The sequence below is a fragment of the Nocardioides ungokensis genome, from assembly GCF_013466985.1.
Taxonomy (GTDB): domain Bacteria; phylum Actinomycetota; class Actinomycetes; order Propionibacteriales; family Nocardioidaceae; genus Nocardioides; species Nocardioides ungokensis.
Genome location: NZ_CP059164.1, coordinates 1,963,267 through 1,982,977 on the forward strand (window position 1 = coordinate 1,963,267; position 19,711 = coordinate 1,982,977).

25 protein-coding genes and 1 other RNA gene are annotated in these 19,711 nt (G+C 70.4%); 10 read left to right on the forward strand and 16 right to left on the reverse strand.

Annotated elements, in window-relative coordinates; translation table 11 throughout:
- Positions 1-138 precede the first annotated feature (138 nt).
- Entirely contained in the window at positions 139-390 is a 252-nt protein-coding gene (locus H0S67_RS09705; protein ID WP_180936405.1) for a hypothetical protein, read from the forward strand.
- 123 nt (positions 391-513) lie between these two features.
- Here H0S67_RS09705 and H0S67_RS09710 read toward each other — a convergent pair whose 3' ends face one another.
- The 6 genes from H0S67_RS09710 to H0S67_RS09735 all read right to left on the reverse strand — a co-directional run bounded on the left by H0S67_RS09710 (position 514) and on the right by H0S67_RS09735 (position 5,409).
- Positions 514-1,287 (reverse strand): hypothetical protein, encoded by a 774-nt coding sequence (locus H0S67_RS09710; protein ID WP_180936406.1) that lies wholly within the window; start codon positions 1,285-1,287, stop codon positions 514-516.
- Entirely contained in the window at positions 1,280-2,023 is a 744-nt protein-coding gene (locus H0S67_RS09715; RefSeq protein WP_180936407.1) for a class I SAM-dependent methyltransferase, read from the reverse strand. The genes H0S67_RS09710 and H0S67_RS09715 overlap by 8 nt, the downstream gene beginning before the upstream one ends.
- Positions 2,020-4,137: a phage holin family protein gene (locus tag H0S67_RS09720; RefSeq protein ID WP_180936408.1), complete on the reverse strand. Its 2,118-nt coding sequence runs from the start codon at positions 4,135-4,137 to the stop codon at positions 2,020-2,022. Before H0S67_RS09720 ends, H0S67_RS09715 begins: the two co-directional genes overlap by 4 nt.
- Before the next feature lie 75 nt (positions 4,138-4,212).
- The gene (locus H0S67_RS09725; protein ID WP_180936409.1) at positions 4,213-4,434 is read right to left on the reverse strand and encodes a hypothetical protein; all 222 of its coding nucleotides are present in this window, start codon (positions 4,432-4,434) and stop codon (positions 4,213-4,215) included.
- Between the two features lie 139 nt (positions 4,435-4,573).
- Positions 4,574-5,086 carry an SRPBCC family protein gene (locus H0S67_RS09730; RefSeq protein ID WP_219635601.1) on the reverse strand — a complete coding sequence of 171 codons (513 nt, stop codon included), beginning with the start codon at positions 5,084-5,086 and terminating at the stop codon, positions 4,574-4,576.
- The gene (locus tag H0S67_RS09735) at positions 5,086-5,409 is read right to left on the reverse strand and encodes an ArsR/SmtB family transcription factor (protein WP_180936410.1); all 324 of its coding nucleotides are present in this window, start codon (positions 5,407-5,409) and stop codon (positions 5,086-5,088) included. The genes H0S67_RS09730 and H0S67_RS09735 overlap by 1 nt, the downstream gene beginning before the upstream one ends.
- 747 nt (positions 5,410-6,156) lie before the next feature.
- Between H0S67_RS09735 and H0S67_RS09740 the strand changes: the two genes are divergently transcribed.
- The 3 genes from H0S67_RS09740 (at position 6,157) to H0S67_RS09750 (ending at position 7,995) form a co-directional block, all read left to right on the forward strand.
- Positions 6,157-6,456 carry a type II toxin-antitoxin system PemK/MazF family toxin gene (locus H0S67_RS09740; protein WP_180936411.1) on the forward strand — a complete coding sequence of 100 codons (300 nt, stop codon included), beginning with the start codon at positions 6,157-6,159 and terminating at the stop codon, positions 6,454-6,456.
- Positions 6,457-6,776: 320 nt separating this feature from the next.
- Positions 6,777-7,427, forward strand: coding sequence for a Cap15 family cyclic dinucleotide receptor domain-containing protein (locus H0S67_RS09745; protein ID WP_180936412.1), 651 nt, complete (start codon positions 6,777-6,779; stop codon positions 7,425-7,427).
- On the forward strand, positions 7,405-7,995 hold the full coding sequence (locus tag H0S67_RS09750; RefSeq protein ID WP_180936413.1) for a 2'-5' RNA ligase family protein: 591 nt from the start codon (positions 7,405-7,407) through the stop codon (positions 7,993-7,995). The genes H0S67_RS09745 and H0S67_RS09750 overlap by 23 nt, the downstream gene beginning before the upstream one ends.
- A 599-nt stretch (positions 7,996-8,594) precedes the next feature.
- Here H0S67_RS09750 and rnpB read toward each other — a convergent pair.
- An RNA gene (gene rnpB / locus H0S67_RS09755) (RNase P RNA component class A) lies at positions 8,595-8,998 on the reverse strand.
- 69 nt (positions 8,999-9,067) lie between these two features.
- On the opposite strand from rnpB, the gene H0S67_RS09760 reads away from it, so the two are divergent.
- Positions 9,068-9,616, forward strand: a complete 549-nt coding sequence (locus H0S67_RS09760) for a GNAT family N-acetyltransferase (RefSeq protein ID WP_219635602.1) — start codon at positions 9,068-9,070, stop codon at positions 9,614-9,616.
- Between the two features lie 16 nt (positions 9,617-9,632).
- Positions 9,633-10,082: a tetratricopeptide repeat protein gene (locus tag H0S67_RS09765; RefSeq protein ID WP_180936415.1), complete on the forward strand. Its 450-nt coding sequence runs from the start codon at positions 9,633-9,635 to the stop codon at positions 10,080-10,082.
- 33 nt (positions 10,083-10,115) lie between these two features.
- Here H0S67_RS09765 and map read toward each other — a convergent pair whose 3' ends face one another.
- Complete coding sequence (map, locus tag H0S67_RS09770; RefSeq protein ID WP_425489909.1) at positions 10,116-10,964, reverse strand: type I methionyl aminopeptidase; 849 nt, start codon at positions 10,962-10,964, stop codon at positions 10,116-10,118.
- A gap of 25 nt (positions 10,965-10,989) precedes the next feature.
- Between map and H0S67_RS09775 the strand changes: the two genes are divergently transcribed.
- A complete protein-coding gene (locus H0S67_RS09775) occupies positions 10,990-11,166 on the forward strand; it encodes an SPOR domain-containing protein (protein ID WP_180936417.1) in 177 nt (58 codons plus the stop codon).
- A 3-nt stretch (positions 11,167-11,169) separates the two neighbouring features.
- Positions 11,170-11,451, forward strand: a complete 282-nt coding sequence (locus H0S67_RS09780) for a hypothetical protein (RefSeq protein WP_246355262.1) — start codon at positions 11,170-11,172, stop codon at positions 11,449-11,451.
- Positions 11,452-11,522: 71 nt separating this feature from the next.
- Here H0S67_RS09780 and H0S67_RS09785 read toward each other — a convergent pair whose 3' ends face one another.
- Both H0S67_RS09785 and H0S67_RS09790 read right to left on the reverse strand, forming a co-directional pair.
- Positions 11,523-12,689: a PQQ-dependent sugar dehydrogenase gene (locus H0S67_RS09785; protein ID WP_180936418.1), complete on the reverse strand. Its 1,167-nt coding sequence runs from the start codon at positions 12,687-12,689 to the stop codon at positions 11,523-11,525.
- Positions 12,690-12,741: 52 nt separating this feature from the next.
- Complete coding sequence (locus H0S67_RS09790) at positions 12,742-13,008, reverse strand: GlsB/YeaQ/YmgE family stress response membrane protein (protein ID WP_180936419.1); 267 nt, start codon at positions 13,006-13,008, stop codon at positions 12,742-12,744.
- Positions 13,009-13,165: 157 nt separating this feature from the next.
- Here H0S67_RS09790 and H0S67_RS09795 point away from each other — a divergent pair, with 157 nt between their 5' ends.
- Positions 13,166-13,570 (forward strand): hypothetical protein, encoded by a 405-nt coding sequence (locus H0S67_RS09795; protein WP_180936420.1) that lies wholly within the window; start codon positions 13,166-13,168, stop codon positions 13,568-13,570.
- Between the two features lie 7 nt (positions 13,571-13,577).
- Here the strand turns inward: H0S67_RS09795 and H0S67_RS09800 are convergent, their stop codons facing one another.
- Positions 13,578-14,777 carry a GDSL-type esterase/lipase family protein gene (locus H0S67_RS09800; RefSeq protein ID WP_180936421.1) on the reverse strand — a complete coding sequence of 400 codons (1,200 nt, stop codon included), beginning with the start codon at positions 14,775-14,777 and terminating at the stop codon, positions 13,578-13,580.
- A gap of 58 nt (positions 14,778-14,835) precedes the next feature.
- On the opposite strand from H0S67_RS09800, the gene H0S67_RS09805 reads away from it, so the two are divergent.
- Positions 14,836-15,189, forward strand: a complete 354-nt coding sequence (locus H0S67_RS09805) for a VOC family protein (protein WP_180936422.1) — start codon at positions 14,836-14,838, stop codon at positions 15,187-15,189.
- Between the two features lie 12 nt (positions 15,190-15,201).
- Here the strand turns inward: H0S67_RS09805 and H0S67_RS09810 are convergent, their stop codons facing one another.
- The 5 genes from H0S67_RS09810 to panB form a co-directional block, all read right to left on the reverse strand.
- Positions 15,202-15,819 (reverse strand): response regulator transcription factor, encoded by a 618-nt coding sequence (locus H0S67_RS09810; protein WP_180936423.1) that lies wholly within the window; start codon positions 15,817-15,819, stop codon positions 15,202-15,204.
- On the reverse strand, positions 15,816-16,937 hold the full coding sequence (locus H0S67_RS09815; protein ID WP_219635603.1) for a sensor histidine kinase: 1,122 nt from the start codon (positions 16,935-16,937) through the stop codon (positions 15,816-15,818). The genes H0S67_RS09810 and H0S67_RS09815 overlap by 4 nt, the downstream gene beginning before the upstream one ends.
- Before the next feature lie 21 nt (positions 16,938-16,958).
- Entirely contained in the window at positions 16,959-17,753 is a 795-nt protein-coding gene (locus H0S67_RS09820) for an ABC transporter permease (protein ID WP_246355263.1), read from the reverse strand.
- Positions 17,750-18,685, reverse strand: a complete 936-nt coding sequence (locus H0S67_RS09825) for an ABC transporter ATP-binding protein (protein WP_180936424.1) — start codon at positions 18,683-18,685, stop codon at positions 17,750-17,752. The genes H0S67_RS09820 and H0S67_RS09825 overlap by 4 nt, the downstream gene beginning before the upstream one ends.
- Before the next feature lie 90 nt (positions 18,686-18,775).
- Positions 18,776-19,639: a 3-methyl-2-oxobutanoate hydroxymethyltransferase gene (gene panB, locus H0S67_RS09830; RefSeq protein ID WP_180936425.1), complete on the reverse strand. Its 864-nt coding sequence runs from the start codon at positions 19,637-19,639 to the stop codon at positions 18,776-18,778.
- Positions 19,640-19,711 lie beyond the last annotated feature (72 nt).

Genomic DNA, 19,711 nt, shown 5'->3' on the forward strand with positions numbered 1-19,711 from the left:
TGTTGGACTTCGAGAGTAGGGGAGGCGCGCCGGTGCGCAAGGGGGACGGCCGATTGAGTGCCGAAGGTCCCGAGAAGTGACTATTTCGGGCCATTGGTCCCTAGCCACATCTGGGGATGCCCGGGTGAGAGTGGTGACGTGATCGTGGAGACCTTGCTCGTGGTGCGCGACCCGCAGCTGGAGCGACGGCCGGTCATCCGCCGTGAGGACGACAGCCAGGTCGGCCCGCTGTTCTTCAGCTTCGGGAACATCAACCTGCTCTGCGGGGCGTGCACGTTCCTGCTGATCAAGGGTGCGCGCGCGGTGGATGCCATCTTCGACGCCATCGTGGTCTGCCCCAACTGCGGCGCCTGCAACGAGGCGGCCCAGGAGAACGGGGTGGCGAGCTGACGCCCGGTCACACTCACGCAGGGTGACGAGGGCGTCGTCCGTCCGGGCGAGGGATACGGACGGGCCGGCCGGCCGGAGCTGTTGCGGAGGCAGCGCCGGACGGTTCGCCGTGCCTTCCACCGGTCAGGGGCCGCCCTGGGCCGCGTGCCCCGAGCCGGCGAGCAGCACCGCGACGGCGATCACCGGCAGCGCCCAGGAGAGGGAGCGCAGGGCACGCTCGAGCGGGGCGAGCAGGACGGCCCGGTCCAGGCCGATGGGTGCCCCCTCGGTCGGCGTGAGCGTCCCGGTGACCGCCGCCGTACGACGCCGGAGCTGACGGGCGGGCGTGCTCAGGAACCGCTGGGCGTACGCCGTGCCCACGGCGCCGAGAGTCATGGCGACGGCGGCGGAGGCGAGGCTGAGCGACCGGGGCGGTGACTGCGCGAGGTAGCCCACGACCACGGGGAAGCCGCCCCAGCCCCAGGCGAAGACGTGGTCGTTGTGCAGGCGCCCACCGAAGAGCTCCAGGTTGTAGCCGACCACGAGCGCGGCGCCGACCGGCACGGCGACGACGAGCGCCCACTGCGTGCCGTGGTGGAAGAAGCCGCCGGCGACGCCCAGGACGACGGCCCCGGCGAGCGCCGTTACGGACACCGCCCACAGGGTCGGCTCGCTGATCGCGGTCCGCAGCGGACGACCCTGCAGCTCGTCGAGCGCGTGGGCGGCCAGCCCGACGGCGAGGAAGAAGGCGAGGAGGCTGAGGCCGAGGGCGGTCCAGTCCCGGCCCGGCGCGACGGCCGCACCGAGCGCCACGTAGCTGAGGTGCCAGACGGTGTAGGGCGGGTGGAGCAGCGTCCACCAGTCCGAGACGACGCTGCCCCGGCGGGCGTAGAAGGCCGGGGCGGCCGGCTCATCCATCGCCCCGGCGGCCGGACATCACCAGGCCGCCTCCGAGGCTCATCGGTCTCGCCCGCACGTCCTCGAGGCCGGCCGCCGCCCACATGGCGAGGTGCTTCTCGACCGGGTGGTCGCGGTAGTGCTGCTCGATGGACGGACCCAGGAACGTGCCCACCCGCGCCCAGGCCCGCCCGCCTGCCACCAGCCCGGCGAGGGGCAGCACGGCCCTGGTGTAGAGCCGCCAGGCCGGACGCCACACAGGCGGCGGCGGGACCCCGAACTCGAGGCTGGCGACCACCCCGCCGGGACGGACGACCCGGGCCAGCTCCACGAGGGTGGCGGCCGGGTCGGCGACGTAGCGCAGCAGGTAGGTGAAGGTCAGCGCGTCGAAGGTCGCGTCCGCGAAGGGGAGCCGCTCGGCCCTCGCTGCGGCCAGCGTGATCCGGCCCGTCCGGCCGCGGCTCGCGACCCGCTGCCGCCCCCGGCGCAGCATCTGCTCGGTGAGGTCGACGCCGACCACCCGGGCCGGGGTCCGGTCGGTGAGCATGATGGCCACGCCGGCGGTCCCGGTGGCCACGTCGAGGACCAGGGCAGGGCGTCCCGCGACGACGGCGTCGACCATGGCGGTGCGCCACCGGTGGTTCTGCCCGAAGGACAGGGTCTCCTCCAGCACGTCGTAGCGGCGGGGGAGACCGGTGAAGAGCTGCTGCGCGAACTCGTTCGGCTCGGCGCGGGAGCGTGCGACCGCCCGCGTCATGGCCGCGAGGTCCGGACCGCGGCGGCTGGAGCCGGGGCTTCGGCGCCGTCCGCCGTCAGGGCGGTGCGGTGCCCGAGGTACTCGAGCCACCCGACGAGGACCCGGTGCATGGCGTCGGCGCCGACCACCATCGACCCCGGGGACGGCAGGGTGTCCGGCCACACGATCATCGCCCGGTCCTGCCAGCCGCCGAGGCCACCGTGGCAGCCGACCAGACCCTCGAACGCCGCCACCTCCCCGAGGTCGTCGACGAGGCTGTTGACGTAGATGTCGGGCGCCTCGTCCATCGTCGCGGCCCGCAGCACGAACGCCGCCGCGTCCGGACCGAACGCCGCCAGCGGGTCGGTGCCGACCACGACCCCCTCGCGGAGGCGGTGCTCCCCGTCGGTGCCGAGGACCACCGGCCCGTGGTCGGCGGTGTCGACCACGACGAAGCCGGTGCCCGGGTGGGCCACCAGCCCCGGCACCAGACCCGGGAACCGGACGGTCAGGTCGTCCAGGGTGAGGCGGGCGTGCTCCCCGGCGACGTAGACGAGCCCGAGGTTGCCGGAGCCGAAGACCAGGCAGTTGTCGGGAGTCTCCTCCTCGCCGGTGTCGGCGCGCTCGGGCATCTCCAGCCTGCGTGCGGAGAGCCGGTCCGAGGCCCGCTTGAGCGACCGTCCGAGGACCGTGTCGGTGTCGCTGGTCGAGGCCATCATGGAGTTCAGGGAGCCGGTGCCCTCGGCGTTCTCCACCGCCGAGAGCACGTCGGAGGAGCTGAGCCGCCGCACCAGGGTGGCGAGGTCCTCGCCGTACCTCGACGCGAACACCTCGCCCTGCGACTGGCCGTGGTCGGAGAGCACGACGAAGAGGTAGTGCCGCGGCGCCACGGCCGCCACCTTCTCGAGCTGGCCGATCACCGCGTCGATCCCCTCGAGGGCCGCCAGCGACTCGGGCTGCATGAGCCCGGCGTGGTGGGCGACCGCGTCGTAGTCCACGAAGTCGACGTAGATCGACCGGTGCCCCTGGAGCATCGCGTCGGCCACCAGGGTGGTGTTGAGGTCGCGCAGCACGCCGCTGAGCGCCGCCCGCTCGAAGGTGAAGGACCACGGCCGGTCGACGCGCGGGTGCACGTCGCGGCGCCGGGCCCGCGCGGCCTGGAAGCGCTCGCGGACGACCTCGCTGACGGTCCGCGACAGGCTGCGGGCCAGGCCCTCCGGACGGGCGAGGAAGGCGGAGACGGTGTAGCGCGCGTGCCGGGTCTCCTGGGTGCGGTGGACCGCGCTCATCGTGGCGTACGCCGTGGGTGCGTCACCGGTGAAGAGGTTGCTGACCGAGACCCCGTCGTCGACGAGCAGCCCGCGGCCGTCGGAGTGCTTGGCCTCGATCACCGCCGCGTCCGCCGGCTTGTTGGCCACCAGGACCCGGCCCGAGTCGCGCTCCACCCAGCGGAACGCGGGGATCCCGTCGATGGTCCCGTGCAGGATGCCCATCTGGCTGGCCGGGGTCGTGGCCGGCAGCTTGGGCCGCCACTCGGCCATGTGGTGCGACCCGCTGCGGATCCAGCGGGAGAGCGTCGGCAGGGTGCCGGCCCGGACGCCCCAGTCCAGCACCGGGAAGGGCACCCCGTCGGCCTGGATGAAGACCACGCCGGGCACGTCGGCGTCCTCGAGCTCCGGCCGGCGACGCGAGCGACGGGCCTTGCGCAGCAGGCCTGCGGTCACGGCGTCGTCGGTGCCGGCCGTCGCGACCCAGACGAACGCTGTCGAGACCGCCGAGACCACCCAGGAGGCGAGGAACACCGACCAGAACGGCGGGTTGTTCTGCTCACCGGTGAAGTCCCACAGGACCACCCAGATGACGAACGCCTGCCCGGTCAGGCCGATGAGGACGGCCCCGACCCAGCCCAGGAGGACCGCGAGGCGCACCAGCACCGGCCGGAGCACGGCGCCGACGACGGCGATCAGCACCGCGGCCGCGAGGGCCCGCCCGGCGCCGCCGATGCTGAACTCGGGGACCACCCACGAGGCGATCCCCAGTCCGATGGCCGCCCCCAGCACGGCCAGGGCCGCTCGCCCGACGTCGCCCCGCCGCAGGTGCCACCACGGGTCGCGTGACCGGTCCCGTCTCGTCATGAGGTCACGCTGGCACGGCCGACCCGTCGCCGACGTCCCCCAGACGGGGTGAGTGCGATGGCCGCGCGCGCGGCGCTACGTCCCCGGGGCGACGCCGACGTAGACGACCGCGAACCACGCGGCCAGGGCCACGACCGTGCCGGTCAGGAGCCCGACACCGAACCGGTGCCAGTCGGGGGCGGCCCACAGCGCACACACGACCAGGCCTGCCGCGATGCCGGCCACCGCGACCCCGAGCAGCAGGTCGTTGACCCAGGCCGCGATGACCAGGCCGCCGAGCACGGCTCCCAGCAGCACACCGGAGGTCGGTCCGGGCGGCTGGGTTCCTACGAAGCGGGGTGGCACGCCCCAACTATCGCCGACCGGTGGCGGCTCCGAACGGATTCAGTCTGGCTGGACTGAATCCACTCACCCGATCGGTGTGCGGCCCGTCGTACTAGTCGACGGGCACCAGCTGGTAGGCAGCGTGGAGCTCCTGCCAGCGTGCTCGGGCGTCGCAACGTTCACCGCCGGCAAGGTAGGCGGCGAGGTCCTCGACGTGGATCTGGTCGCCTGCCCCGTAGGCGGCGACCTGGTCCACGGGCACGCCGCGGTCCTCGATCACGAGAACGGTCTGGTCGCCGTCGGCGGTGAGCGTCACCTCGATGACGCCGTCCGGCTCGTCGGTGGACTTCGTCGAGATCAGCAGCCGCCGCGGGGGCTCGCACACGTCCACGTGTCCGGTGCCTTCCCACCCGCTGGCGAAGTAGCGCGCCCGGAAGTCACCGCCGAGGCGCAGGTCGCCCTCCACCTCGCCCAGCCAGCGCGCCAGGCGGTCGGGCTCGGTCAGGGCCGACCACAGGTCGTCGACATCGGTGTCGAACCGGTCCTCCAGGCGTACGACGCCGGTGCCGTCCACCGATCGCAGACTGCCCAGGATGCGGCTGGCGCCGGGGGCGTTCTTGGTCATCAGGTCCTCCGTTGGTCGCGTTTTCCGCGGGCGATCTCGGTGTGCAGTGCGTCGAACCGGTGCTCCCAACGCGCGAGGTACCGGCTCAGCCAGTCGTCGATCTCGGTGAGCGGCTGCGGGCTGAGGGAATAGACGCGACGCTGTGCCTCCTGACGCACCTCGACCAGTCCCGCCTCCCGCAGCACCCGCAGGTGGCGGGAGACGCCCGGCCGGGCGATCGGCAGCAGCGCCGCCAGCTCACCCGCGGTCGCCGGGCCGTCGGCCAGGGCCTCCAGCATCGTCCGCCGGCTCTCGTCGGCGAGGGCTCGCAGAGCAGCTTCCATGGACAGTGTGTACCAGGATAGGTACGTAACCGTCAAGGTACACGGCAAGTTGACGACCAGTACCGCCCGGAAGCGGAACGGGGTGTCAGGCCGGTCGTCGTGGTCGATCGCCAGCTGCTGACCCGCCTCGGTCGCGTCACCGAGTTCGGGCCACTGAAGACTCGGGCGAGCAATCGCGCGATCCTGCCGCCCGTGACCGTGGTCTCAACGGGCACCTCGTTGCGCGAGGTCGCCGACGACGACCTGGTCTTCGCCCGCGAGGGCCGTCCGATCACCCGGCAGGCGTTCGGCCACGTCTGGCGACCCATCGCCATACGTGGCCGGGCTGAACACGACCACCGGTCCCGGCATACACGCGCTGCGGCGTCACTACGCCTCGCTGCTTGTCGGGTACGCCGAGTCGGTCAAGACCGTCCAGACCCGACTGCGCCATGCGTTCGCCCACGAGGCGCTGGACACGTACAGCCACCTGTGGCCCCACTCCGATGACCGCACGCGATCATCTGGTGCTTGGTCGCGGTCTGGGAGCCAATCAGGAGGTCCCGGGTGCCTAGTCTGCCTTGAAAGACACGCAGCCATCATCCCAACCCCTGATAGTAGGTGTAGGAGCGTACCCGCAGTCGCGCCGCGTATGCAGGTACGCCCAGAGAACTGCGCCCGCGCCACCGATTGAGCGGTATAACTTGGCGATGCTGAACTTCGAGCGGGGCTACGTCCTCATTGTGGACTTGATCCGGGGGTATGGGAGTGGAAAAGAACAAGACTCGTCCATGCGTGATCGTCCAGAACGACCGTGGGAACGCGAAAGGGTCCTTCCCGATCATCGTGCCCCTCACGGATTATCGGAGCTACCGGGGATACCCAGAGCAGGTGGAGATTCCGGCGCATGAACTCGGCACCAACGGCAAGCGATCGATCGCTAGCTGTGGCGAAGTGCGACAGATAGACAAGGTCCGTATTGATGTTTCACGAGGAGTCATTGCTACGCTCCCTGAATTTCGCATGCGTCAAATAGATGACGCACTGCGTGCGGCTCTTGCTTTGTGACTGACCTGGTTGAAATCGTTGCCGGATGCGCGCATCACGGGTCAGTCCTGAACTGAATTGTACTGCGGCCCGGTTTTGTTAGATATCGGCCGAAGAGTGAAGCGAGTGCTCACGTAATGAAGTAGGAGCTGCGGCCACTCCTGAACACTGCAAGTGTTTGCGAGGATGGGTCCCGCGGCGAAGCCTCCGATCCGCGGTCCGTTCTTGAAACGTCCTCGAATGGGAGGTTGTTTGACTTATGCCATCCTGCTGGGTCGGTAATTGAATGCTAGGTCAACCGGCCTAGTTGATCCCGACGAAGAAGGGAAGGAGTTACCTGCATGAAAGCCATACGATTTCCGCTTCGCAAGGTTGCAACCGTTTCGGCTTTGTTAACGCTTGTCGTTTTTGCTGCCATCCTCCTGCTGCAAGGGACGGAATCGTCGGTGGTTCTGAAGTTGGTGGCAAAGAGTGGCGTAGCCTTCACAGTCGCAGGTGTTTTTTGGGAGGTCTACAACAGATGGGCATGGCGGGTTGCTCCATTCAAGTATCTGAAATGGCTGTCGCCCTATCCAGATCTCAATGGCAGGTGGATCGGCACGGTGATCCGTAAGGAGGCTGGCGATGCCGAGCGGCCGTTTGTAATTGAAATTACGCAGACGTTCACAAGCATTGCATTCTCGACTTTCTCGACACACTCGCGTGGGGGGAGCACGGGGGCATGGCTAATGAGCAACGAGGATGCAACCACCTGGGGCGTTGCTGCGGTGTGGCACGCCACGACGAGACGACGCGACGAGCCAGATCAAGAGGAAGTGTTTCCTGGAACGTCGGTTTGGAGGCTTGAATTCGTAGATGAGCCTGGGTTGTTCCAGGACAAGCTGAAGATCGTCGACGACTACTACACTGCTCGATCACCCGCGACTTCGGGTCGCATTGAAGTCAGGCGGGTTTCGCGGACATTGAAGAATGGCTTCGCTGATGGAAAGTAGGAGTGTGTTCCCTGCTCGTGTAAACGTCCATTCCGTCATCGACGGGACCTTGCTGACAGCGGTCAATGAGGCCAACGGTATTATATATTCCAAATGGGATGGCGAGATTCTGTTCGAGGCAAACGGTGGTCGGGCGATTCCTCACGTAACGATGCTGATGGGAGAGGTCGAGTCAGCGCAGGCCTACGATGGGATTGTTCAGGAGCTGGCCCGAGCCGCTTCCGTTGCACTCCCGGCAACGTATGGTGTCGGGCTGCCATACCTTGTTTCGCGCAATTCTGGATTCATTTTCGTTGATGTCCTGCCGAGCGACCTCTGGCAAGAGCGACGACTCGAGATCGCAGGTGCGCTGGGTAAGTGGATGAAGTTCGATCGTCACGGCGGTCCGCGCAACGTTTCGCACATAACTTTGGGTTACGCAAGAACCAGGCCCGCCGGTGTGTCGATTTTGGCCCCAGCGTTTGCTAAGGCATCCGGCGCAGATCAAGTCTGGCAAACGTCACTGGTGGGCGATCGCGGCACCGCTATCAAGGCTCTCGATACATTTCGCCTGGGCGGTGATGGTTGAGATATCGAGCAACGATCGACTCGTAAGCGTCCCCAGTTAAGGGACGGTGACGAACGCTCGGGTGAAGCTGTCAAACTCGGGTCCGCGTTTACCGTGAGTGTCGGCCCGCACCCAGTAGGCGCGACCGATGGGCGGAGGTTATTGTTCGGCCAGCCTGAGCCGCGTTGTAAGTCGGATTGGCGCGGGGAGTTCATGAGGCAGGCTGAAGACGCGGCTGTCGTCCGCGCAACCTTCAACCAACGTGACATCTGGCGAACGGTCGATGGCCCATTCGTTCCGGGGTCCGCCAGTCAGAGCTCAAAGGGTGACGACGATGGCCCCCACGTCTATGTCTCAGGTGCCGCAATGTTGTTGGCGTCGAGCCGGCGAGCGACGATGGCTGCTGCTGGCGGTTCGGTGCGGGGTCTGGACGAGCTCGACGACCGGGAGTGGGGTCTCGATACGCCTCGCTCGTTTCTCGCTCGGTTATCTCGACCAGCGAGAGTTCGGGACTTCGGCAGGCCCAAGCCTCGAAGGGTCGATAAGACAGACGCACTCGGTAGTTGAAGAGGCAAGAGGCCTCTGTCGTGATCGGGTTCCCGCAGGTCGGACCGATGATGCGGACGGGCTGGCCTGTAGGCCGGGTTCTGTCCCGGGGGCCCTTGCGGGCGTCCCGGGGGCGACCATCCATCTACGGCTGCCGTTGCCGACAGCCTCCAGCGGTCTACCCGCGCACTCGGGCGGGCAGCCCTCAGACGCGCGCGCGCCCGGTGTCCGAGGACTCCGGGCTTCTTGACCTTGCTCCAGGTGGGGTTTGCCGAGCCGACCCGGTCGCCCGGGTCGCTGGTGGTCTCTTGCACCACCGTTTCACCCTTACCGCCCGGCGAGCCGGGAGGCGGTCTGTTTTCTGTGGCACTGTCCCGCGAGTCACCTCGGGTGGGTGTTACCCACCACCTCGCCCTGTGGAGCCCGGACCTTCCTCGGCGCCTCCGTGAGGAGACGACGCGGTCGCCCGGCCAGCCCATCCGCAGCCCCCACGATAGGGGACGACGGGGTGCCGCGTCCGGTCGGCGCGGCGACGTACCCTGACCGGGTGCTGCCGGAGGGATACGACATCAGGCCGCTGGGTGAGGGCGACGCGCCCGCGCTGGCCGCGGCGTACGTGCGCAACCGGGAGCACCTGGCGCCCTGGGACCCGAAGCGCGAGGAGTCGTTCTTCACCGAGCGGGGCCAGCGGGAGGACGTCGAGGCCAAGCTGGCGATGGCCGGCCAGGGGCTGGTCGTCCCGTGGCTGGTGATGCACGGGGCCGACGTCGTGGGTCGGGTGAACCTCAACAACATCGTGCGCGGGGTCTTCCAGAACGCCTCGCTCGGCTACTGGGTCGACCACGCCCACACCGGCCGCGGCCTGGCGAGTGCCGCCGTCCGCTTCGCCGTCGAGCGGGCGGACGTGCTCGGGCTGCACCGGCTGGAGGCCGGCACGCTGGTCCACAACGTCGCGTCACAGCGGGTCCTGACCCGCACCGGCTTCGAGCAGTACGGCGTGGCGCCGGACTACCTGTACATCAACGGCCGCTGGCAGGACCACCATCTCTACCAGCGCATCCTGCACGACCGGCCGGCCGGGAACTCGGTCCCCTGAAGGAGGGTGAGGCGACATGACCGACGACGAGCTGCAGGCGCCACCGCTGGCCCCCTGGAACGGGTCGAGTGGGGGGCGAGGGCCCGAGACGGCCTACCGCACAGCCCACGACCTGCTGTCGCGCCGGGCGCCGCGCGAGGCCCTCGACGTGCTCGAGCCGGCGCTGGAGCAGGAGCCCGGCAACTCCGGGTTGCGGGCGCTGCGGGCGTGGGCCTACCTGTTGCGCGCGCAGCTGCAGAAGGCCGAGCACGAGCTGGTCGCGCTGGTCGAGGAGAAGCCGGACGACGACTGGGCCCGCCACGCGCTCGGTCGCAGCCTCGAGCGCCAGGCACGGCTCACCGAGGCGCTGCCGCACCTGCGGCTGGCCGCCGCGATGAGCGGTGACCCCGAGCACGAGCTCGCGGTGCTCCGGGTCGAGCGACGGCTCGCGGAGACCGGTCAGACGTCGTACGACGACCTCACCTGAGGGTCGCGCTCCCTCCGGGTCGGGCCCCGGCCATCAGGGGAGGGTCAGCACCTCGGCGCCGGTCGGTGTGACGAGCAGCGTGTGCTCGAACTGCGCGCTGCGCCGGCCGTCGCGGGTCACCACGGTCCACCCGTCGTCCCACATCTCCCACTCGTGGGTGCCGAGGTTGAGCATCGGCTCGATGGTGAAGGTCATCCCGACCTCGATGAGGTCGTCGTACTCCGGGGTGTCGTAGTGGGGGACGATCAGCCCGCTGTGGAACGCCGTGCCGATGCCGTGGCCGGTGAACTCGCGGACCACGCCGTAGCCGAAGCGGCGCGCGTAGGACTCGATGACGCGTCCGATCACGCTGATCCGACGACCCGGCTTCACGGCCTTGATGCCGCGGTCGAGGGCCTCGCGGGTGCGCTCGACCAGCAGCCGCGTCTCCTCGTCGACGTCGCCGGCGAGGAAGGTGGCGTTGGTGTCGCCGTGCACGCCGTCGAGAAAGGCGGTGATGTCGATGTTGACGATGTCACCGTCCTCGACCCGGCGGCTGTCGGGGATGCCGTGGCAGATGACCTCGTTGACGCTCGAGCACAGCGACTTCGGGAAGCCGCGGTAGCCCAGGGTCGAGGGATAGGCACCGTGGTCGCACAGGAACTCGTGGCCGATGCGGTCCAGCTCGTCGGTGGTGACGCCGGGCACGACGTGGGAGCCGACCAGCTCGCGGGCCTGGGCGGCGAGCCGGCAGGCGGCGCGCATCCGCTCGATGGTCTCGGCGTCCTTGACCTCGCTGCCGGTGAAGCGCTCGGGCGCCGGCTTGTCGACGTACTCGGGTCGGGGGATCTCGGCGGGCACGGGTCGTCGCGGCGAGATCGTTGCGGCAGCCAGGGGAGTCACGCGGACGAGTGTAGTTTCAGGCGACATGAGCTCCTTCTGGTACTGCGTCAAGCACCACCGGGTCGAGGATCCGGACGGCTGCCCGCCCATCGACCGGCTCGGTCCCTTCGACACCCGCGAGGAGGCCGAGCACGCCCTGGAGAAGGCCGAGCAGCGCAACCAGGACTGGGACCACGACCCCAACTGGAACGACGAGTCCTGAGCGGTGGCGAGGACACGTCGCCACAACCCGCACGCCGTCTCGCCGTGGCCGTTCGTCGGCATGGCCGGGATGGCCTGCGCGTTCTTCCTGTACGCCGCCAGCGGGCTGCTCGCACCCTGGTGGGCCGTGGTCGTGCTGCTGCTGGTCTGGCTGGTGCTGCTCGTCGTCGCGACCCGCTGGTGGACCCCGCACCCCGCGTGGGTGCCGTGGGTGGCCGTCTTCGCGGTGCTGGTGTGGTTCGCGGCGATGAACGCCGGGGGAGCCTGGCTGGGCTGGACGGCCTGAGGGTCGGACGCCGGGACGTCATGCGTTCCGTGGCCCAGGGGCCACGATTCGCATGACGTCCCGGACGCCGGTCAGCGCGGGCTGACTCGCAGGATGGCGTCGCCGCCGTTGCCGTTGTCGGTGGTCACCAGCAGGTCGTCGTCGGGGGCGACCGTGACGGAGCGCAGCCGGCCGTAGCGCTGCAGCGCCTTGGGCGCCCGGCTCTTGGTCAGGTGCCCGGCGGAGTCGAACGACAGGAAGACGATGCGGCTCGCCTTGAGCGCAGCCACCGCCAGGGCGCCCCGGAGGGAGCCCCACTGCGCCCCGCGGACGAAGGTGCCGCCGCTGGTCGCCAGGGTCGGGTCCCCCGAGCTCCAGCGCGCCTCGACCTGGTCGCCGGGCAGCGACTGGTCGGTCATCGGCACGTCCTCGTTGTAGCCCGGCACCGGGTTGTAGCCGTAGTCCCCGCCGTCGACGAGCCGGTTGACCTCGTCGTCACGGTAGGTGCCCTGCTCGATCGACCACAGGCTGCCGTCGGCGCGCTGCGCCAGGCCCTGGACGTTGCGGTGGCCGTAGGTCTGGATGTAGCGCTTCTTGCGGTTCCTCGCGTCGATGAACGGGTTGGTCGGCCAGGGGGAGCCGGTGGTGCGGTTGAGCCTGAGGGTCTTGCCGCCCAGGGACTCGAGGTTCTCGGGGTTGGTGCCCACCGCCGCGTCTCCGGTGCCGACGAGCATCGAGCCGTCCCTGGTGATCAGCAGCCGGCACCCGCCGTGCCGCCCGCTGCTGGTGGGGAACCCGCCGACGAGCTCCTTGATCCGCCGCGCCTTCGTCGCGGCGTCGTTGAGCCGCCAGGCGATGACGTGCACCTCGTGCCCCCCGCCCGGGGTGTTGCCGCCCTGGCAGGTGTAGATGCGGCCGTTGCGGGCGAACTTCGGGTCGATCGCCAGCGACATCAGCCCGGTCTCGCCGGACACCCACACCTGCTTGCTCGGGAAGTCCACGGTCCGCGTGTGGCCGTCCTCCCACACCGAGAGCGTCGCGCGGTCACGCTGGGTGAACAGCAACCGGCCGTGCCCGATCGGCTGCACGTCCCAGGGGTGGTCGAGCCCGGTGACCTGCCGGCGTACGTGCAGCGTCGGCACCGCGCGGGCCGTGGCCTGCGGGGAGCGGCCGCCGGCCGGGAGCGCGGCCTCGGCCGTCGCAGGACCCAGCGCGGCCAGGACGAGAGATGCGGTCAGGGCAGCCGAGATCGAGCGCATGGCGGACACGGTACGACGTGCGGCTGCCCGGGCACGAGGGCCGCGACCGCGCTCAGCTGACCTTGTGCTGGCGACCCTGCCAGTAGTCCCACGCGAGGGTCACCAGGATCGCCCCCAGGATCGACCCGATGATGCCGCTGGGGCGCAGCGCGAGCCCGTCGCCGGACAGCAGGCTGATGACCAGGCCTCCGATGAAGGAGCCGACGAGCCCGGCGACGATCGCCGTCGTCCAGTTGATGCCGTGGCCACGGGTGCCGAGCAGGAGCTGGGCCGCGGCGCCCACGAGCATCCCGAACAGGATGATGCCGAGGATGAGCATGCTGCGACGCTAGGTCCCGGCCGGTGGCAGCGGCCGGTTTCAGCCATGACATGCCACAGAGTCGGTATCCGCCGCACGCGCCACCCGCCTACCTGATATCGACGACCTGGGACCGGGAGGCGCCGTCACTGCGGCCGGAAGCGGTCAGTCTCGGGGAGTGACCGGAGCCAGGCATCGCTCGCCACGAGGCCCGAGGCGACGCACGACGGCCCTGGCCGTCGGGGCGGTCCTCGTGGTCGGCGTCCCCGTGGGGGCGGTGGCGGTCAATGCCGCCATCTCGTCCGACTGCGGCTGGACGACCCCGCCCGACACCGTCGGTGCGTCGTTCGACCAGGTGCGCGCCGTTCTGGCCCACCGGTACGCCGTGGGTCCCGGAGGGGTGGTCCAGGTCATCCAGCAGGACCGGGACGTGGTCGACATGGCGGTCTTCGTCGCCGGGGCGCGGGGCCACGACCCGATCGTCGTCCGGGTGGTCCGTGCCTCCTCCGGCCGAGGCTGGCTCATCGCCACGAACACCTGCGGCAGCCAGCATCTCGGCCAGGCAGGCCAGAACGGGACGTGACGGGCGCTCAGCCCATCGTGCTGAACGGGCCACCCGGCCCGAAGACGAGCTTCGCGAAGCGCTCGCCCATGCGACGGTGGGTGGCGGCGTCCGGGTGGAGCTGGTCTGGGAGCGGCAGCTCGGCGAAGTCGGACTCGCCGTAGAGCTCGCGGCCGTCGAGGAGATGCAGGTGCGGGTCGTCGACAGCGCGGGCAGCGGTGATCCGGCTGAGCTCGTCGCGGATGACGCCGAGCGTGAGCTTGCCGGCCGCCCGCTCCGCGGGGTCGCCGGCGGCCCGGAACTGCATCGTCCCGGTGCTGAAGTCCGGCGCGCTCGGCCCGGGCACCTCCTCGTGGATCGGGCAGTGGATGGGGGAGACGACCAGCAGGGGCGTGGTGGGGTGGCCCTCGCGGATGGTGTCGAGGAAGCCGTGAACGGCCGGGGTGAAGGCGCGCAGCCGCATCAGGTCGGTGTTGACCAGGTTGATGCCGATCTTGACGCTGATCACGTCCGCGGGGGTGTCGCGCAGGGTGCGGGCCGTGAACGGGTCGAGCAGTGCACTGCCGGCGAGCCCGAGGTTGACCAGGTCGACGCCACCCGCGGCCGCGGCCAGGGCAGGCCAGGTGGTGCTGGAGCTCGCGGCGTTGGAGCCGTGGCTGATCGAGCTGCCGTGGTGCAGCCACACCGTGCTGCCGGAGGTGGGGACGGCCTCGACGGGGGCGTCGGTGCGCAGCGCCACCAGCTCGGTCGTCTCGTTGTAGGGGAGCCAGACCTCGAGGTCCTTGGCGCGGTCGGGCAGGCCGGTGAAGCGGACGGTGCCGACCGGACCGGTCGTGACCTCGGCGGCGCCGGTGGCCATGTCCACCGTCAGCACGTTCCCGCCGGTCCCGGTGGCCCGGCCGGCGAGGCGTCCGTCGACGACCAGGTCGTAGATGCCGTCGGGCAGCGGCGGGACGCCACGGTAGGACGTCGTGGTCCGCAGGGTGTCCAGCTCCAGGACGGTGGCCCGGGTGCGGAGCACGAGGCGTACGCCGGAGGGCTTGGCCTCAGCCATGGCCAGCTGCCCGTCGGTGGACTGGGCCCGGGCCCAGGCGGGCAGCCGGTGCGGCAGCAGGCCCCGCTCGGTCTGCTCGAGCTCGATGGCGCCGCGGAGGAGGTCTGCGGTGATCGGGGTCGTGATCCAGTCCGTCGTCGGTGAGGAGCCTGCGTCGTCGGGCGGGGGAGTCATGGCGGCCAGCCTTTCATCCGGACGCGGAACGTCCGCGGTTGCGTCTACCGTTCGTGGCATGGCCATCGCACGCTTCCCGAGCATCGTCCTCGACTGCCCCGATCCGCACGCGCTCGCAGCGTTCTACGGCGCGCTGCTCGACTGGAAGGTCGAGCCGGAGGAGGACTGGGTCGACGTCCGCTCCGAGCACCAGTGCCTGTCGTTCCAGCAGGTGCAGGACTACAGGGCACCGGTCTGGCCGGGCCAGGACGTGCCCCAGCAGATGCATCTCGACGTGGTCGTCGACGACCTCGATGCCGGCGAGGCGGCGGTGCTCGAGCTCGGTGCGACCAAGCACGAGCACCAGCCCGGGACGACCTTCCGGGTGTTCCTCGACCCGGCCGGGCACCCCTTCTGCCTCTGCCTGAGCTGACGGCCGGCCGGGTCAGAGCCAGCCGTTGCCGTCGGCGACCAGCACCGCCTCGGCCCGGTTGACCGCGCCCGTCTTGCCGATCGCCGAGGAGAGGTGGTTGCGCACCGTGCCCTCGGAGAGGAAGAGGCGCTGTGCGATCGCCGCGACCGGAGCACCGTCGCGGGCAGCCTGCAGCACCTCGGTCTCCCGGGCGGTCAGGGGCGATTCGCCGGCCACCAGACTGTCCGTCGCGAGGTCGGGGTCGACCACGCGCAGGCCCGCGTGCACGCGGCGCACGGCGTCGGCGAGCTGGGGTGCGGGCGTGTCCTTGACGACGAAGCCGGAGGCGCCTGCCTGGAGGGCACGCCGCAGGTAGCCGGGCCGACCGAAGGTCGTGACGATCAGGACGCGGGTGTCCGGAGAGGCCCTGCGGACCTCGGCAGTGGCGGTGATCCCGTCCATGCCGGGCATCTCGACGTCGAGCAGCGCCACGTCGGGGCGGTGCTCGAGGACGGCGGCGACGACCTCGTCCCCCGAGCCCACCTCGGCGACGACCTCCAGGTCCGGCTCGAGGCCCAGCAGCGCCGAGAGTGCGCCCCGGACGAGGGCCTGGTCGTCGGCGAGCAACAGCCTGATGACGGGGCCGGTCACGGGCGCACCACCCGCAGGGAGTAACCGGGGGAGAGCTCCCGGGTGACCACGGTGGCGCCCGCGGCCGCTGCGCGCTCACGCAGCCCGGCCAGGCCGGACCCTGCGGTCGCCGTGCCACCGCCGGGGCCGGTGCCGTCATCGACGACTTCGGCACTGGTCGGGGTCAGGCGGACCTCGCAGGTGCGGGCCCGGGAGTGCCGGATGACGTTGGTGACTCCCTCGCGGACGGTCCAGGCGAAGAGCTCCCGCAGCTCGGTGGGCACCTCGTCGGCGGAGTTGGGCAGCTCGGCGTCGATCTCGGCGGCCGCCAGGGCCGCGCGGGCACGGGTCAGCTCGCCGGGCAGGGTGAGCTCGCGGTAGCCCTGCACGGCCCGGCGTACGTCGGTCAGGGCGTCCCGGCTCAACCGCTCGAGGTCGGCCAGCTCGGCGCGGGTGCGCTCGACGTCGACGTCGAGCAGGCGTTGCGCGAGCTCGGCCTTCACGGTGATGACCGTCAGGGAGTGCCCGAGGATGTCGTGCAGGTCGCGGGCGAAGCGGCTGCGCTCGTTGTCGACGGCGAGCCGGGCGTTCTCCTGGTGCGCCCGGACCAGCTCGATGTTGCGGCTGAGCACCGTCCGCAACCCGAAGACCGCCACGGAGGCCGCCATCACGCCGAACGCCGTGCCGACCTGGCTGCCCCAGCCCTCGACGCTGCCGAGGCCCAGCACGATCCCGATGAGGGCCGCCACCATTGGTACGGCGACCCGGAGGTCGAGCACCATCACGCAGGCGACCCCGACGTACACGGTGCTGGCCAGCCCGGACTCGCCCACGCACGCCACCATCAGGGCCCCCAGCGCGACCAGGGTCGCGACGTACGCCAGGGCCTGCGGCAGTGGCGGCTGGGCCACGAGCCGCATCCGGTCGGCGCGGGTCCGGACCCAGACCACCATGTAGACCGCGGCGAACGCGAGGGTGGCGAGGATGCCCACGACACCGGAGACCTGGTCGCGCTGGGCCCAGCCGTCGAGGAGCGGGCTGAGGAGGAAGAAGAGCCAGATGGCGGCGAACCACGGCCCGAGCCGACCCATCGCGGCGGAGCTGCCCGCGAGGGTCGGTTCGGGTGACGTGGTGCTCATGGAGGTCACGCTAGTGCCGGGTCAGACCCGTGCCGTGTCCTTGCTCATCCGCCACGCGGCGCCGGCCACGAAGATGCCGAACCACGCCACGGCGTTGACGACCGCGGTCCAGGGCAGGTCGCCGGTCAGCGGCCAGCGGCTGATCTCCGCGACCCCGAACATGGGGGTCCACTCGGCGATCCGGTAGATCCAGGTGCCTTCGTCGAGCGGGATGAACACGTTGCCCAGGAACGAGAAGAGGGCGAGGCCGGGGCCGAGCACCTGCATGGCGTTCTCGCCCGGGACGAGGTAGCCCACGAAGACCCCCAGGGCCGCGAAGACCATGGTGCAGAAGAGCGTGAGCACCGCGCACTCGATCCACACGTGCACCGGCATGTGCGGCTTGCCCTGGGCGATGCCGGTGACGTTGACGGCGGTGATCGCAACGGCGCCGAGGACCAGGGCCAGGAGCGCCTTCATCAGGATGTAGACGGCCGGGTTGAGGGGGGTCAGCCGCAGCTGGCGCGACCAGCCCAACGCGCGCTCCATCGCCACCATCGCCCCGCCCGAGGCGGCGGTGAGGGCAGCGCCGTACAGCGCCATCGAGACCATGATGTAGGCCGCGACGTTGCCGTGGCCGGCGTTGTCGTTCCAGTTCGGCTGCCCGCCGAACGACAGGAACAGCGCGGCCGGGAAGAGCAGCGTGAAGAACATCGTGCGTCGGTTGCGCAGCATCCGGCGCAGCTCGATCCGCAGCACGGTCAGGTTGAAGCCACCCATCGGCGGCACCCGGCGGGCGTCGGGGTCGACGGGAGTGGGGATGGTCGACGTGCTCACTTCTGCTCCTCGTCGTCGGCGCCGGTCAGGCTGATGAAGGCGTCCTCGAGACCCTTGGAGGTGATCTCGAGGTCTCGCGCGGTGGTCTCGGTCAGCAGGTAGCGGGCGACGGCGTCGCTGTCCTTCGCGTGCACCAGCACGCTGTCGCCGCGGACCTCGACCGAGTCGACGCCGCCGAGGGCGGCCAGTGCGTCGGTGTCGGCGTCGGGCAGGGTCGCGCGGACGGTGCGGCCGGCGGCCAGCGCCTTGATCTCCGAGCCGCTGCCGTCGGCGACGATGCGTCCCTCGCGGACCAGCACGATCCGGTCGGCGTACTGGTCGGCCTCCTCGAGGTAGTGGGTGGCGAAGAGGACGGTGCGGCCCCGCTCGGCGTCGCGGCGGATCGCCGACCAGAAGGTACGCCGCCCCTCGACGTCCATGCCGGTGGTCGGCTCGTCGAGGAGCAGCAGCGCCGGGTCGGGCAGCAGCGCCATCGCGAACCGCAGCCGCTGCTGCTCACCACCCGAGCACTTGGCCACCTTGCGGTCGGCGATGCCGGTGATCCCGGCGCTGTCGAGGACCTCGTCGACGGGCTTGGTGTCGGCGAAGAGGCTCGCGGTGTAGGCCACCGTCTCGCGGACGGTCAGGTCCTTGAGCAGCCCGCCGGTCTGCATCACGGCCGACACCAGCCCGCGCGCGATGGCCTGGCGGGGCTGGTGGCCGAGCACGGAGACCGTGCCGGTGGTGGGCTGGGAGAGCCCGAGGATCATGTCGATCGTGGTCGTCTTGCCGGCGCCGTTCGGGCCCAGGAAGGCCACGATCTCGCCCTGCCGGAGCTCGAGGTCGATCCCGCGCACGGCGTGCACGGAGCCGAAGTCCTTGGTCACCCCGTCGAGGCGGACCGCGGGCAGCCGGACGGCGTCGGCCGATCGCGTGTGGTCAGTCATCGTCATGCGACCAGCATGGCCGCCCGGCTCGCGTGGTCCTTCATCCGCCGGTCACGACCCCGGCATGACAGATGTCAGGGTCGTGGCCGGCGTACGTCAGAAGGTGTGCTCGGGGCCCGGGAAGGTCTGTGCCTTCACGTCGGCGGCGTACTCCCGGGCCGCTTCGAGCAGGACGCCGTGGACGTCGGCGTACTGCTTGACGAACTTCGCCATCCGGCCGGTGCGCAGCCCGAAGGCGTCCTGCCAGACCAGCACCTGGCCGTCGCAGTCGACCCCGGCGCCGATCCCGATCGTGGGGATGCCGACCGACTTGGTGACCTCGCCGGCGACGTCGCCGGGGACCATCTCCATCACCACGGCGAACGCGCCCGCGGACTCGAGTGCCTGCGCCTCCTCGACGACCCGGTCCGCCGCCGCGCCGCGACCCTGGACGCGGTAGCCGCCGAGGGCGTGCTCGGACTGCGGGGTGAACCCGATGTGCGCCATCACCGGGATGCCGCCCTCGGTCAGCTTCCGGACCTGCGGCACCATCGGCAGGCCGCCCTCGAGCTTGACCGCGTGGGCACCCGCCTCCTTCATGAAGCGCACGCCTGTGAGGTAGGCCTGCTCGGGTGAGGCCTGGTAGCTGCCGAACGGCAGGTCGGCCACCACCAGCGCGCGCCGGGCGCTGCGGCTCACGGCGCGGGTGAGCGGGATCAGCTCGTCGACGGTCACCGGAAGGGACGTCTCGTTGCCGTAGACGTTGTTGCTGGCGGAGTCGCCCACCAGCAGGACGTCGATGCCGGCCTCGTCGAAGGTCTGGGCGGCGTACTGCTCGTAGGCGGTGAGCATCGTGAACTTCTCGCCCCGCTGCTTCATCTCGCGGAGGTGGTGGGTGCGGACCCTCCTGGTCGGCGGCGCGCTCGCGGCTGCCGGTCCGGAGCCGTACGGCGCGGGCTGTTCGGTGCTGCTGTCGCTCATGGCGAGCTCCCCTCGGCGTCATCTCGCGGCTCCCCGATGGAGTCCACGGACCGTTGGTCAGGCTAGTCCCGC